Below are 15325 nucleotides of genomic sequence, written 5' to 3'. Positions count from 1 at the left end.
TTTGGCCATTAAGTGGTCAGGGCCGACTGTTGCCTGAAAAAGGGGTCATCATGGAAAAATTAACCTGTTTTAAAGCCTACGATATTCGCGGCAAGCTGGGCGAAGAACTGAATGAAGACATCGCGTGGCGCATTGGCCGCGCGTACGGCGAATATTTACAACCGCAGACCATCGTGCTGGGCGGCGACGTGCGTCTGACCAGCGAGTCCCTCAAGCTGGCCCTGGCGAAAGGGCTGCAGGACGCGGGCGTGGACGTGCTGGATATCGGCCTTTCCGGGACCGAGGAGATTTACTTTGCCACCTTCCACCTGGGCGTGGACGGCGGTATCGAAGTGACCGCCAGCCACAACCCGATGGACTACAACGGGATGAAGCTGGTGCGCAAGGGCGCGCGTCCGATCAGCGGCGACACCGGCCTGCGCGACGTGCAGCGCCTGGCGGAAGCCAACGACTTCCCGCCGGTGAACGAGGCGAAGCGCGGCAGCTACAAAAAAATCAACCTGCAGAAAGAGTACATCGACCACCTGCTGGGCTACATCAACGTGGCGAACCTCAAGCCGCTGAAGCTGGTCATCAACTCCGGTAACGGCGCGGCTGGCCCGGTGGTGGACGCGCTGGAAGCCCGTTTTAAGGCGCTGAACGTGCCGGTCACCTTCGTCAAGGTGCACAACACCCCGGACGGCAACTTCCCGAACGGTATTCCTAACCCGCTGCTGCCGGAGTGCCGCGACGACACCCGCAACGCGGTGATTGAGCACGGCGCGGACATGGGCATCGCCTTTGACGGTGACTTCGATCGCTGCTTCCTGTTCGACGAGAAAGGGCAGTTCATCGAGGGCTACTACATTGTCGGCCTGCTGGCAGAAGCGTTCCTCGAGAAAAACCCGGGCGCGAAAATCATCCATGACCCGCGACTTTCCTGGAACACCGTCGACGTGGTCTCCGCGGCGGGCGGCACGCCGGTGATGTCCAAAACCGGCCACGCTTTCATCAAAGAGCGTATGCGCGAAGAAGACGCCATCTACGGCGGCGAGATGAGCGCCCACCACTACTTCCGTGATTTTGCCTACTGCGACAGCGGGATGATCCCGTGGCTGCTGGTGACCGAGCTGCTGTGCCTGAAGGGACAGACGCTGGGCGAGCTGGTGCGCGACCGCATGGCGGCGTTCCCGGCGAGCGGGGAGATCAACAGCAAGCTGGCGCAGCCGGCCGAGGCCATTGCCCGCGTGGAGCAGCACTTTGCGATCCACGCGCTGGAAATTGACCGTACGGACGGCATCAGCATGGCGTTCCCGCAGTGGCGCTTCAACCTGCGCTCGTCCAACACCGAGCCGGTGGTGCGTCTGAACGTGGAGTCCCGTGCTGACACGGCGCTGATGGAAGCCCGAACGAAGGACATTCTGGCGCTGTTGAATCAGTAATAATTGCCCCTCCCGGCGGGAGGGGGAACCGAATACAGGAACAACGATGACGAATCTAAAAAAACGCGAACGAGCGAGAACGAATGCATCGTTAATCTCTATGGTGCAGCGTTTTTCTGATATCACCATCATGGTCGGTGGATTGTGGGCGGTGTGTCGGATCGGCGGGCTGCCGTTCTTATATATGCATCTGCTGATGGCACTCATTGCGCTGGTCGTGTTTCAGATGATCGGCGGGATGACCGATTTCTACCGCTCGTGGCGCGGCGTGAAAATGACCACTGAACTGATGCTGTTGCTGCAGAACTGGACCCTAAGCCTGATCTTCAGCGCAGGCCTGGTGGCCTTCAGCCATGATTTTGATAATCGCCTCGTCACCTATCTCTGCTGGTATTTGATAACCAGCGTCGGCATGGTGGTGTGCCGTTCCCTGATCCGTTTCGGCGCGGGCTGGCTGCGTAACCGCGGTTATAACCGTCGCTTCGTTGCGGTAGCGGGCGATCTTCCGGTTGGTAAGGTCCTGCTCGACAGCTTCCGCAAAGAGCCGTGGTTAGGGTTTGAAGTAGTCGGGATTTACCACGACGCGAAGCCGGGCGGCGTGCCGTCGGACTGGGCGGGCAATTACGAACAGCTTATTGAAGACGCGAAAGCCGGTAAAATTCACAACGTCTACATCGCCATGCAGATGAGAGACGAATCCCGCATTAAGCAACTGATGCGCGAGCTGGCGGACACCACCTGTTCGGTGATCCTGATCCCGGACGTCTTTACCTTTAACATCCTCCATTCACGCATTGAAGAAGTGAACGGCGTGCCGGTGGTACCGCTGTACGACACCCCGCTGTCGGGCATTAACCGCGTGCTGAAGCGCGCGGAAGATATTGTGCTCTCTTCGCTGATTTTACTGCTCATCTCCCCGGTGCTGTGCTGCATTGCCCTCGCGGTGAAGCTGAGCTCTCCCGGCCCGGTTATCTTCCGCCAGACCCGCTACGGTATGGACGGTAAGCCGATTATGGTGTGGAAATTCCGCTCCATGAAGGTGATGGAAAACGACAAGGTGGTGACCCAGGCAACGCAGAACGATCCGCGCGTCACCCGCGTGGGGAACTTCCTGCGCCGCACCTCGCTGGATGAACTCCCGCAGTTTATCAACGTCTTCACCGGCGGCATGTCGATTGTTGGCCCGCGTCCGCACGCGGTGGCGCACAACGAGCAGTACCGCTCGCTGATTGAAGGCTACATGCTGCGCCATAAGGTGAAGCCGGGCATTACCGGTTGGGCGCAGATCAACGGCTGGCGCGGCGAAACCGACACGCTGGAAAAAATGGAAAAACGTATCGAATTCGATCTGGAGTACATCCGTGAATGGAGTATCTGGTTCGATATCAAGATTGTTTTTCTGACCATCTTCAAAGGTTTCGTGAACAAAGCGGCGTACTAAGATGAGCTTACGTGAAAAAACCATCAGCGGGGCGAAGTGGTCAGCGATGGCGACCATCGTCATCATTGGCCTCGGTCTGGTGCAGATGACCGTGCTGGCGCGCATTATTGATAATCACCAGTTCGGCCTTTTGACCGTCTCGCTGGTGATTATCGCGCTGGCCGATACGCTGTCTGATTTTGGTATCGCCAATTCGATTATCCAGCGCAAAGAGATCAGCCATCTGGAGCTGACTACCCTCTACTGGCTGAACGTGGGGCTGGGGATTTTCGTGTTCGTGCTGGTGTTCCTGCTGAGCGATACCATCGCCAGCGTGCTGCACAACCCGGATCTGGCTCCGCTGATGCGCACGCTGTCGTTTGCTTTCGTGGTGATCCCGCACGGACAGCAGTTTCGCGCGCTGATGCAGAAAGAGCTGGAGTTCAACAAGATCGGCATGATCGAGACCAGCGCGGTGCTGGCGGGCTTTACCTTCACCGTGGTGAGCGCCCATTTCTGGCCGCTGGCGATGACCGCTATCCTCGGATACCTGGTGAACTCTGCCGTGCGTACGCTGCTGTTCGGCTACTTTGGCCGCAAGATCTACCGTCCCGGGCTGCATTTCTCTCTCGCATCCGTCTCGTCCAACCTGCGCTTTGGCGCGTGGCTAACGGCGGACAGCATTATCAACTATGTGAATACCAACCTGTCGACGCTGGTGCTGGCGCGTATTCTTGGCGCGAGCGTGGCGGGGGGCTACAACCTGGCCTACAACGTCGCGGTGGTGCCGCCGATGAAGCTGAACCCGATCATCACCCGCGTCCTGTTCCCGGCCTTCGCCAAGATCCAGGACGACACCGAGAAGCTGCGCGTTAACTTCTACAAGCTGCTTTCCGTGGTGGGGATCATTAACTTCCCGGTGCTGCTGGGGCTGATGGTGGTTTCCAGCAACTTCGTGCCGCTGGTGTTTGGCGAGAAGTGGAACGGCATCATCCCGATCCTGCAGCTGCTGTGCGTAGTGGGGCTCCTGCGCTCCGTGGGGAATCCGATTGGTTCCCTGCTGATGGCAAAAGCGCGCGTCGACATTAGCTTTAAGTTCAACGTGTTCAAAACCTTCCTGTTTATTCCGGCGATTATCGTCGGCGGGCATATGGCGGGCGCCATCGGCGTCACGCTGGGCTTCCTGCTGGTGCAGGTAGTCAATACCGTTCTGAGCTACTTCATCATGATCAAGCCGGTGCTGGGCTCCAGCTACCGTCAGTACATCCTGAGCCTGTGGCTGCCGTTCTATCTCTCGTTGCCGACCCTGGCGGTGAGCTACGGCCTGGGCATCATCCTCAGCGGTCACCTGCCCCTGGCCGCGCTGCTGGCGGTGCAGGTTGCCGCGGGGGCGCTGGCATTTGGCGTGATGATTGTGCTGTCACGCAATGCGCTGGTGGTGGAGATGAAGCGCCAGTTTTGCCGTAACGAAAAAATGAAAACGCTGCTTCGCGCAGGCTAGTTATTTAAGAGGCCATTATGAAATTATTAATTCTTGGCAACCATACCTGCGGCAACCGTGGCGACAGCGCCATCCTGCGCGGTTTACTGGATGCAATTAACACCCTTAAGCCTGAGACCGAAGTGGACGTGATGAGCCGTTATCCGGTCAGCTCATCCTGGTTACTGAACCGCCCGGTGATGGGCGACCCGCTCTACAGCCAGATGAAACAGCATAACAACGCCGCGGGCGTGATGGGCCGCGTGAAGAAAGTGCTGCGCCGTCGCTACCAGCACCAGGTGCTGCTTTCCCGCGTGACCGATACCGGCAAGCTGCGCAACATCGCGATCGCGCAGGGCTTTACCGATTTTGTCCGTCTGCTGTCCGGCTACGACGCCATTATTCAGGTCGGCGGATCGTTCTTCGTCGATCTCTACGGCGTGCCGCAGTTTGAGCATGCGCTCTGTACTTTTATGGCGAAAAAGCCGCTGTTTATGATTGGCCACAGCGTCGGGCCATTCCAGGATCCGCAGTTTAACCAGCTCGCAAACTACGTCTTCGGCCATTGCGACGCGCTGATCCTGCGCGAGTCGGTCAGCCTCGACATGATGAAGCGCAGTGAAATTGACACCTCAAAAGTTGAGCACGGCGTGGACACCGCGTGGCTGGTGGATCACCAGGACGATAGCTTCCAGCCGAGCTACGCGGTGCAGCACTGGCTCGACGTGGCGGCGAAACAGAAAACCGTCGCCATAACCCTGCGCGAGCTGGCGCCCTTCGATAAGCGTTTAGGTACGACCCAGGCGGCGTATGAGAAAGCCTTCGCCGACGTGGTGAACCGCGTGCTGGACAGCGGGTACCAAGTGCTGGCGCTCTCAACCTGCACCGGCATCGACAGCTACAACAAAGACGACCGTATGGTGGCGCTGAACCTGCGCAATCTGGTTAACGATCCGTCGCGCTATCACGTGGTGATGGACGAACTGAACGATCTGGAGATGGGCAAGCTTCTCTCCGCCTGCGACCTGACCGTCGGCACGCGACTGCACTCCGCCATTATCTCAATGAACTTTGGCACGCCGGCCATTGCCATCAACTACGAACACAAATCAGCAGGCATCATGCAGCAGCTCGGTATGCCGGAAATGGCCGTAGATATCCGTCATCTGCTGGATGGTTCGCTGGGTGCGATGGTGGGGGACACCCTGGGTCAACTGCCCGCCATCAATGAACGCCTGGCCGTGGCGGTGAAAGCCGAGCGCGAGAAGGGCATTGGGATGGTGAAATCGGTACTTGATCGCGTGCGGGAGGGGAAATGAAGGTTGGTTTCTTCTTACTGAAATTTCCGCTGTCGTCTGAAACGTTTGTCCTGAACCAAATCACCGCGTTTATCGATATGGGATATGACGTGGAGATTATCGCCCTGCAAAAGGGCGATACCAAAAATACCCATGCGGCGTATACCCAGTATGGGCTGGAGGCGAAAACCCGCTGGCTGCAGGATGAGCCGTCCGGAAAGCTGAGCAAGCTGCGCCACCGGGCCAGCCAGACGTTGCGCGGGATCCACCGCGCGTCGACGTGGCGGGCGCTGAATGTTTCCCGCTATGGGGCGGAATCCCGCAATCTGATCCTGTCGGCCATCTGCGGGCAAACCGCGCGGCCGTATCGTGCCGACGTGTTTATCGCCCACTTTGGCCCGGCGGGCGTCACCGCCGCGAAGCTGCGCGAGCTGGGCGTGATTGACGGCAAAATTGCGACCATCTTCCACGGTATCGACATCTCCAGCCGCGAAGTGCTGAACCACTACACGCCGGAGTATCAGCAGCTGTTCAGGCGCGGCGACATGATGCTGCCTATCAGCGACCTGTGGGCCGGGCGCCTGAGAAACATGGGCTGCCCGGGAGAGAAAATTGCCGTTTCGCGTATGGGCGTGGACTTAACGCGCTTCACTCGCCGTCCTGTCAAGGTGCCGGGAAAACCGCTGCAGATCATCTCCGTTGCTCGCCTGACCGAGAAGAAAGGCCTCCATGTGGCCATTGAAGCCTGCCGCCAGCTGAAAGCGCGCGGGGTGGATTTCCACTATCGCATTCTCGGCATTGGGCCGTGGGAGCGTCGTCTGCGCACGCTTATCGAACAGTATCAGCTGGAAGATGTCGTAGAGATGCCGGGCTTCAAGCCGAGCCACGAGGTCAAGGCCATGCTCGACGAGGCGGATGTGTTTCTGCTGCCTTCCGTAACGGGCGCCGATGGCGATATGGAAGGCATTCCGGTGGCGCTGATGGAGGCGATGGCCGTAGGTATTCCGGTGGTATCAACCCTGCACAGCGGGATCCCGGAGCTGATTAAGTCTGACCATTCCGGCTGGCTGGTGCCGGAGAATAACGCGATGGCCCTTGCGGACCGCTTAGCAGCCTTCAGCGATATCGACCAGCAGGCGCTGGAGCCCGTGCTCCGTAACGCCCGACAAAAAGTGGAAACCGATTTTAACCAGCAGGTGATTAACCGTCAGTTAGCGAGCCTGCTGCAAACGTTGTAACGCCGAGGATGTATGCTGAAAAAGATTACCCGACGCACTTTTGTCTCTTCTCTCTCCGTTCTGGCGGCCACGCCGCTGCTGTCGTCACGCATCGCGCAGGCGGCAAGCGGCAGAACGGTCTCTGTTAATCAGTACAATAACAACGACTGGATCGCCGCCTTTAAGCAGGCGTTCAATGACGGTGACACCGTCGTGGTCCCCGCCGGGCTCACCTGCGAAAACATCAATACGGGCATTTTCATTCCCGACGGTAAAACGCTGCTGATCCGCGGGGCGTTAACCGGCAACGGGCGCGGCCGTTTTGTTCTGCAGGAAGGCAGCAAAGTAATAGGCGAAGGCGCTGGCCGCACGGAGAACATCACGCTCGACGTTCGCGGCTCTGACTGCGTCATCAAAGGGCTGGCCATGAGCGGTTTTGGCCCGGTGACGCAGATCTACATCGGCGGCAAGAAACCGAGCGTGATGCGCAATTTGCTGATTGATAACATCAGCGTGAGTCAGGCCAACTACGCCATCCTGCGCCAGGGGTTCCACAACCAGGTGGACGGTGCCCGCATCACCAACAGTAAATTTAGCCATCTCCAGGGCGATGCGATCGAGTGGAACGTCGCCATCAACGATCGCAATATCCTGATCTCCGATCATGTCATCGACAACATCAACTGCACCAACGGCAAGATCAACTGGGGCATCGGCATTGGCCTCGCCGGCAGCACCTACGATAACGACTATCCTGAGAAGCAAACCGTCAAGAACTTCGTGGTGGCAAACATCACCGGCAGCAACTGTCGCCAGCTGGTGCACGTTGAAAACGGTAAACATTTTGTTATTCGCAATATTAAGGCCAAAAATATAACTCCCGACTTCAGTAAAAAGGCGGGAATAGACAACGCCACGGTGGCCATTTATGGCTGTGATAATTTCATTATTGATAATGTCGACATGGTTAACAGTGCCGGAATGTTAATCGGCTATGGGGTGATAAAAGGCGATTATTTGTCGATCCCACAGAATTTCAAGCTCAATAATATTCACCTCGATAATCGACAGCTTGCGTATAAATTGCGCGGAATACAGATTTCATCCGGTAATGCCACCTCGTTTGTGGCGATAACCAACGTGGAAATGCAGCGTGCTACGCTTGAACTGCACAACAAGCCGCAGCATCTTTTTTTACGCAACATCAATGTGATGCAGGAAGCCGCTGTGGGTCCCGCCCTGAAGATTAACTTCGACCTGCGCAAGGATGTGCGGGGTAAATTTATGGCTAAAGATGAGACCTTGCTGTCGCTGGCGAACATTAAAGCGGTGAATGAGAAGGGGCAAAGCTCGGTGGATATTGACCGGGTCGACCAGCAGGTGGTGAATGTGGAAAAGCTTAACTTTGCGCTTCCGCACAGATAATCGACAATTAGCAGTTTTGAGACTATTCCTGGGAAAGAAGCGCGATCTATTCAGATTACAACTACAGAAATTTGTAGGGCTAAGGCGTAACATTACCTGAGGATTACGGCAAATCATGCTGGCGAAAACAGGTTTAAGAGCTATAATTCGTCAACCATTTTAAGGTGGAAGAAATAATGATTAATTTGAAAGCAGTCATTCCGGTAGCAGGCTTGGGCATGCATATGCTGCCAGCCACAAAAGCCATTCCTAAAGAGATGCTGCCGATCGTCGACAAGCCAATGATTCAGTACATTGTCGACGAGATTGTTGCTGCAGGGATCAAAGAAATCGTCCTGGTTACGCACTCCTCCAAGAATGCGGTAGAAAACCACTTCGACACCTCTTACGAACTCGAAGCGCTGCTTGAGCAGCGCGTTAAGCGCCAGCTGCTGGCGGAAGTGCAGTCTATTTGTCCGCCTGGCGTGACCATTATGAACGTGCGCCAGGCGCAGCCGCTGGGTCTGGGCCACTCTATTCTGTGTGCCCGTCCGGTTGTGGGCGATAACCCATTTATCGTCGTGCTGCCGGATATCATCATTGATACTGCTTCTGCCGATCCGCTGCGTTATAACCTGGCGGCAATGGTGGCGCGTTTCAATGAAACCGGCCGTAGCCAGGTGCTGGCGAAACGCATGAAGGGCGATCTCTCCGAGTACTCTGTGATCCAGACTAAAGAACCGCTGGAGACGGAAGGGCAGGTGAGCCGCATCGTTGAGTTCATCGAAAAACCGGATCAGCCACAGACGCTGGACTCAGACCTGATGGCTGTAGGTCGCTATGTTCTGAACGCAGATATCTGGGCCGAGCTGGAAAAAACCGAGCCAGGCGCCTGGGATCGTATTCAGCTGACCGACGCGATTGCCGAGCTTGCGAAGAAACAGTCCGTAGACGCTATGCTGATGACCGGCGACAGCTATGACTGCGGTAAGAAAATGGGTTATATGCAGGCGTTCGTGAACTATGGACTGCGTAACCTGAAGGAAGGGGCGAAGTTCAGAACCCGTATTGAGAAGTTGCTCGCAAACGACTGATATTCCAGCCACGAGTTGAACAAGCGGCAGTCATTATTTTGGTTAGATTTCATCACACCAAAATAATGACTGCCGCTTTTTGTTATTAATTCTATGATTACAGTGGGTTACAGGGTCTAAATACGGATCGCTTTGTAGCGATTTGTGCTTGTTTCTGAGGTCATTTAGGACGACAATTAACGCCAGTTTTTTGTCTGTATCCAGACAAGAAAAATCATTTAATCAGACATCGCTCAGTGCACTGGTAGCTGTTAAGCCAGGGGCGGTAGCGTGCTCATTTTCTGAAACCGTTAATAAATGCTCAGGTTTCAGAACGCCAGTTTCCAGACATATACACTAGACGGAACAGATAACGTGAAAATTCTTGTGACGGGCGGGGCCGGCTTTATCGGCTCAGCGGTTGTACGACATATTATTAAAAATACCCAGGACGACGTCGTCAATGTGGATAAGCTGACCTATGCCGGCAACCTTGAGTCGCTTAGTGAAGTCAACGACAGCGACCGATATGCTTTTGAACATGCGGATATTTGCGATAAAGACGCCATGGATCGCATTTTCGCAAAGCATAAGCCTGATGCGGTAATGCACCTGGCCGCTGAAAGTCACGTCGATCGTTCCATTACCGGCCCGGCTGCGTTTATCGAAACCAATATCGTCGGCACTTATGTACTGCTTGAAGCCGCTCGTGCGTACTGGTCAACGTTGGATGAACAGGCGAAGAAAGCGTTTCGTTTCCACCACATCTCAACCGACGAAGTGTATGGTGATTTGCCGCATCCTGATGAGCATCCGGCGTCAACTGAGCTGCCACTCTTCACTGAGACCACGGCTTATGCGCCTAGCAGCCCGTATTCGGCGTCGAAAGCCTCGAGCGATCATCTTGTTCGTGCCTGGCTGCGTACCTACGGTTTCCCCACCATTGTCACCAACTGTTCAAATAACTACGGCCCGTACCATTTCCCGGAAAAACTGATCCCGCTGGTTATCCTGAATGCGCTGGACGGAAAAGCTCTTCCTATTTACGGCAAGGGCGATCAAATCCGTGACTGGCTATATGTAGAAGATCATGCGCGTGCACTCTACACCGTTGTCACTCAAGGGAAACCGGGTGAAACGTACAACATTGGCGGTCATAACGAGAAGCAAAATCTGGACGTAGTGCATACGATTTGCGATTTGCTTGATGAGATTGTGCCGAAAGAGGGGTCTTATCGCGATCAGATTACGTATGTTGCTGACCGTCCTGGCCATGACCGTCGCTACGCTATTGATGCGCATAAAATTGGCGTTGAACTGGGCTGGAAGCCTGAGGAGACATTCGAAAGCGGGATTCGTAAGACGGTAGAATGGTATTTGAGCAATCAAAATTGGGTTAACAACGTGAAAAGCGGTGCTTATAAAAGTTGGATCGAGCAGAACTACGGGGAACGTTAATAATGAATATTCTTCTGTTCGGTAAAACAGGGCAGGTGGGATGGGAACTCCAGCGTGCACTTGCCCCACTAGGTAACTTGGTAGCGGTCGATGTGCATTCAAAAGAGTATTGCGGGGACTTTAGCAACCCTGAAGGAATTGCGGAAACCGTTCGTGTAATTAAACCAGACGTCATTGTCAATGCGGCGGCGCATACAGCAGTAGATAAGGCTGAATCTGAGCCTGATTTTGCCAGGCTGCTAAACGCGACAAGCGTTGAAGCGATAGCCAAAGAAGCGGCCAAAATAAACGCATGGGTTGTTCACTACTCTACCGACTATGTATTCCCCGGCGACGGCGAAAAGCCATGGCGTGAAACGGATTTGACTGCTCCGCTGAATGTATACGGTGAGACAAAGCTAGAAGGCGAACAGGCATTGCAGGCGCATTGCCCTAAGCATCTTATTTTCCGGACCAGTTGGGTATATGCGGGGAAGGGCAACAATTTCGCTAAGACGATGTTACGGCTCGCAAAAGAGCGTCAGGAACTCTCCGTTATCAACGATCAAGTTGGTGCTCCAACGGGCGCTGAGTTGTTAGCAGACTGCACAGCGCATGCTATTCGTGTCGCATTGATGAAACCTGAAGTTGCTGGCCTCTACCATCTGGTCGCGTCGAATACGACAACCTGGTATGACTATGCGGCACTGGTGTTTGATGAGGCCAGAAAAGCAGGTGTTGAGTTGGCTATTGAAAAGCTTAATGCTGTTCCAACATCGGCTTACCCAACTCCTGCGCGTCGACCGAATAATTCGCGCTTGAACACAGAGAAGTTTCAGGCGAATTTTGATCTTGTACTCCCTTCCTGGGATATTGGCGTAAAACGGATGCTTGCTGAACTTTTTACGACTCAATCAGTTTAATGAGATAAATGCCCTTATAAGGGCATTTGGTTTTTATAGAGAAAAAATGATGGCTACGCGTAAAGGTATTATTCTGGCAGGTGGTTCTGGCACTCGTCTGTACCCTGTTACCATGGCGGTGAGTAAACAACTGCTGCCAATTTATGACAAACCAATGATTTACTATCCGCTGTCAACACTCATGCTGGCAGGGATAAAAGATATTCTTATTATCAGTACTCCACAAGACACACCACGTTTTGAACAATTGCTGGGTGATGGCAGCCAGTGGGGACTGAACCTGCAATATAAAGTACAGCCAAGTCCAGATGGCCTTGCACAGGCATTTATCATCGGTGAAGAGTTTATCGGCGATGACAGCTGCGCTTTGGTTTTGGGGGATAATATTTTCTATGGACATGACCTGCCGAAGCAACTTGAAGCCGCAGTAAATAAAGATGAAGGTGCTACAGTATTTGCCTATCATGTTAATGACCCTGAGCGCTATGGTGTTGTGGAATTTGATAAGAACGGCACTGCAATCAGTCTGGAAGAAAAACCGTTAGAGCCGAAGAGTAATTACGCCGTTACAGGTCTTTACTTCTATGATAATGACGTGGTTCAGATGGCGAAAAATTTGAAGCCCTCTGCACGTGGTGAGCTAGAAATTACAGATATTAATCGTATATATCTTGAACAAGGACGTTTATCTGTTGCAATGATGGGGCGCGGGTACGCGTGGTTGGATACTGGCACACATCAAAGTTTGATCGAAGCGAGTAATTTCATTGCGACTATTGAGGAACGTCAGGGATTAAAGGTTTCTTGTCCAGAAGAAATTGCTTATCGAAAAGGTTTTATTGACGCTGCGCAGCTAAAGAGACTCGCTATACCATTGTCGAAGAACGCTTATGGCAAGTATATGCTTAAATTGGTTGAAGGGATCTGAAATGAACGTGACCATGACTGAAATTCCTGATGTATTAATCCTTGAACCAAAAGTATTTGGTGATAATAGAGGCTTTTTCCTGGAGAGTTTTAACCAGAAAACCTTTAATGAAATTGTTGGTAGAAAAGTGAACTTTGTACAGGATAATCACTCAAAATCAGCAATAAACGTTTTAAGAGGTTTGCATTTTCAATCACAAAATACCCAAGGGAAATTAGTACGCGTGACTGCTGGAGCAGTTTTTGATGTGGCTGTAGATTTACGAAAGAACTCAAAAAGTTATGGTAGCTGGGTTGGGGTTGAACTTTCCGCTGAAAACAAAAAACAATTGTGGATACCGGAAGGTTTTGCTCATGGATTTTATGTTTTGGAAGAGAACACAGAATTCGTTTACAAATGTACTGATTATTATAGCCCTGCTTTTGAACATACTTTAGCCTGGAATGATACATCAATCAGAATAAACTGGCCAATACCAGAGGGTATTGTACCTATTATATCTGAGAAAGATAAAAAAGGTCTTTCTCTTAATGAATGCCAGTTATTTTAAAAGTTCATTTACATGAGTTTAATAAGAAATAGCATCTATAATTTGGCTGGTTTTGCGATTCCTACAGTAGTCGCCATTCCAGCTTTGGGGCTTTTGGCCAGATTATTGGGGCCAGAGGCTTTTGGATTATTCACATTAGTTTTTGCATTAATTGGCTATGCAAGTATTTTTGATGCAGGAATAAGTCGTGCAGTTATACGAGAAGTATCGTTAAATAGAGAAAATACTGAAGAACAGAAGAATATTATATCTACCGCGAGCGTGGTTGTTGTAATTTTAGGTTCAATTGCATTATTCATAATGGCTCTCTCGACTACAAAGATCGTTGAGTTACTAAATGTCACGCCGAATTTGAAGGGTGAAGCCATAAAAACATTTTTAATAGTGTCTTTTATAATCCCTTTCTATTTATTAAATCAGGTCTGGTTAGGTTATCTCGAAGGATTGGAAAAGTTTGCAAATATCAATATCCAACGAGTAATTTCAAGTACTTGCCTGGCATTATTGCCAGCCCTAATGTGTTTAATCAAGCCGACGCTTATATATGCTTCATATGGATTGATTCTGGGGCGGATATTTTCTTTTTTACTAACTGCATTTATCTGTAAGAATATAATCTATAGTTCACGATTCGCATGTAATTTTATAACCCTAAAAAGGCTTATCTCATTTGGCGGATGGATTACAGTGAGTAATATCATCAGCCCGATAATGGCATATTTCGATCGCTTTATCATTTCACATTTGATGGGGGCATCAAGAATTGCATTTTACAGCGCCCCATCAGAAGGCGTTTCACGCTTAATTAATATACCTTATGCCTTGGCTAGGGCTCTTTTCCCAAAACTATCATATTGTTCTGATAAAAACGAGAGAAGATCTCTTCAGTTCAGAAGTTATCTTATTATAAGTATAATATGCTTACCAATCGTTATAGTTGGTGTTTTATTCTCCTCGCTGATTATGGGTATATGGATGGGGCCCGAATATACACATCTGGCCGCTAATGTTTTACAGATACTTTTAATCGGTTTTTATTTTAATGCACTAGCACAAATACCCTATGTAAGCCTCCAGGCTCTTGGTAAAGCAAAAACTACAGCAGCATTACATTTAATAGAGTTAATACCTTATCTTTCATTGTTATCCATACTGACAGTAAAATTCGGAATAATAGGCACAGCAATTGCCTGGTCGGTACGGACTTTGTGTGATTTGATTCTATTAGTTATATTGTCGGGAAGAAAATGAAACAAGTTGATATTGCATTAGCCACCTTTAATGGTGAAAAATATATACGTGAGCAAATTGAGTCGATACAAAAACAAACGTATTCTAACTGGCGACTTTTAATAAGTGATGACTGTTCAACTGATTCTACCATCGCTATTATTAAAGAGCTAATGCAACATGATAGGCGCATTAATATTGTCAATGAGTCCAGACAAGGCGGAGTAATAAAGAATTTTAACAAGGCTTTAATGCACACTACTGCAGAATATGTACTCCTTTGTGACCAGGATGATATATGGCCTGCAGAACGCTTATCAAAACTTGTTAGTGAGATATCTCGAATTGAAGGTGACAAAGTTAATTCTGAAATAATGATATTTACAGATTTATGTCTCATAGACGAAAAAAATAATACTATCGCTGATGGGTTTTATAGATTTAATAATATTAATCCCGAAAGCAACCTTCAACGAAGGAAGTTGTATTGGAATTCAAGTGTGTATGGATGCACAGTAATAATGAACCGAAAGTTACTTGATGCATCGCTGCCAATTCCTGAATTTGCACATATGCATGATCAGTGGTTAGCGCTTAATGCTAGTCGAGTCGATGGGCTTTATTACTTCGATTATTCTTCTATTTTGTATCGACAACATTCAGGTAATGTGGTCGGGGGAAGTAAAAAAAACTGGTTACAGAAAGCAAAGAGTCTAAATAAAAACCTTGATACTATATCGAAAAGTAAAGCTAATACAATTGCATGTTTAAAACATGAGGCATATAAAAACAATAAAGAATTTAATTATGGCTCCTTAGTCTCTTTTGCATTTAAAGAAGTTTTACCTTCAGTTTTTTCAGGCCAGCGGAAGATTTTTTCTCTGCTAATCTTTATAGGGTTATTAATAAAAAGATGATATACATATTATATTTCGTGAGCCTTT

The 15325-nt window shown here is 50.8% G+C and carries 13 protein-coding genes; all 13 read left to right on the top strand.

The annotated features are described in order from the left end of the window. Positions 1 to 50 precede the first annotated feature (50 nt). Positions 51 to 1421 (top strand): colanic acid biosynthesis phosphomannomutase CpsG, encoded by a 1371-nt coding sequence (cpsG, locus tag ACMGGX_RS02420; protein WP_420297996.1) that lies wholly within the window; start codon positions 51 to 53, stop codon positions 1419 to 1421. Positions 1422 to 1467: 46 nt separating this feature from the next. Continuing rightward, on the top strand, positions 1468 to 2862 hold the full coding sequence (gene wcaJ / locus ACMGGX_RS02415; protein ID WP_033145973.1) for an undecaprenyl-phosphate glucose phosphotransferase: 1395 nt from the start codon (positions 1468 to 1470) through the stop codon (positions 2860 to 2862). Between the two features lies 1 nt (position 2863). Then, complete coding sequence (gene wzxC, locus ACMGGX_RS02410) at positions 2864 to 4342, top strand: colanic acid undecaprenyl disphosphate flippase WzxC (RefSeq protein WP_023312393.1); 1479 nt, start codon at positions 2864 to 2866, stop codon at positions 4340 to 4342. Between the two features lie 17 nt (positions 4343 to 4359). After that, positions 4360 to 5640 carry a colanic acid biosynthesis pyruvyl transferase WcaK gene (gene wcaK / locus ACMGGX_RS02405; RefSeq protein WP_032658813.1) on the top strand — a complete coding sequence of 427 codons (1281 nt, stop codon included), beginning with the start codon at positions 4360 to 4362 and terminating at the stop codon, positions 5638 to 5640. Further along, entirely contained in the window at positions 5637 to 6857 is a 1221-nt protein-coding gene (gene wcaL, locus ACMGGX_RS02400; RefSeq protein ID WP_420297995.1) for a colanic acid biosynthesis glycosyltransferase WcaL, read from the top strand. The genes wcaK and wcaL overlap by 4 nt, the downstream gene beginning before the upstream one ends. 12 nt (positions 6858 to 6869) lie before the next feature. Beyond that, a complete protein-coding gene (gene wcaM, locus ACMGGX_RS02395; RefSeq protein ID WP_420297994.1) occupies positions 6870 to 8261 on the top strand; it encodes a colanic acid biosynthesis protein WcaM in 1392 nt (463 codons plus the stop codon). A 176-nt stretch (positions 8262 to 8437) separates the two neighbouring features. Continuing rightward, a complete protein-coding gene (gene galF / locus ACMGGX_RS02390; protein WP_029742022.1) occupies positions 8438 to 9334 on the top strand; it encodes a GalU regulator GalF in 897 nt (298 codons plus the stop codon). Between the two features lie 354 nt (positions 9335 to 9688). After that, positions 9689 to 10771: a dTDP-glucose 4,6-dehydratase gene (rfbB, locus tag ACMGGX_RS02385; protein WP_420297993.1), complete on the top strand. Its 1083-nt coding sequence runs from the start codon at positions 9689 to 9691 to the stop codon at positions 10769 to 10771. Between the two features lie 2 nt (positions 10772 to 10773). Then, positions 10774 to 11673: a dTDP-4-dehydrorhamnose reductase gene (rfbD, locus tag ACMGGX_RS02380; protein WP_181593466.1), complete on the top strand. Its 900-nt coding sequence runs from the start codon at positions 10774 to 10776 to the stop codon at positions 11671 to 11673. Between the two features lie 49 nt (positions 11674 to 11722). Next, positions 11723 to 12601: a glucose-1-phosphate thymidylyltransferase RfbA gene (gene rfbA / locus ACMGGX_RS02375; protein WP_181595201.1), complete on the top strand. Its 879-nt coding sequence runs from the start codon at positions 11723 to 11725 to the stop codon at positions 12599 to 12601. 1 nt (position 12602) lies between these two features. Next, positions 12603 to 13151, top strand: coding sequence for a dTDP-4-dehydrorhamnose 3,5-epimerase (rfbC, locus tag ACMGGX_RS02370; RefSeq protein WP_109845273.1), 549 nt, complete (start codon positions 12603 to 12605; stop codon positions 13149 to 13151). 12 nt (positions 13152 to 13163) lie between these two features. Then, positions 13164 to 14402: a flippase gene (locus ACMGGX_RS02365; protein ID WP_126787408.1), complete on the top strand. Its 1239-nt coding sequence runs from the start codon at positions 13164 to 13166 to the stop codon at positions 14400 to 14402. After that, positions 14399 to 15298: a glycosyltransferase family 2 protein gene (locus ACMGGX_RS02360; RefSeq protein ID WP_420297992.1), complete on the top strand. Its 900-nt coding sequence runs from the start codon at positions 14399 to 14401 to the stop codon at positions 15296 to 15298. The genes ACMGGX_RS02365 and ACMGGX_RS02360 overlap by 4 nt, the downstream gene beginning before the upstream one ends. Positions 15299 to 15325 lie beyond the last annotated feature (27 nt).

Source organism: Enterobacter sp. BNK-29 (assembly GCF_048684785.1).
Lineage (GTDB): Bacteria > Pseudomonadota > Gammaproteobacteria > Enterobacterales > Enterobacteriaceae > Enterobacter > Enterobacter cloacae_M.
The sequence above is the reverse complement of the archived record's forward strand: the minus strand, read 5'-3'. Positions and strand labels throughout refer to the sequence as shown.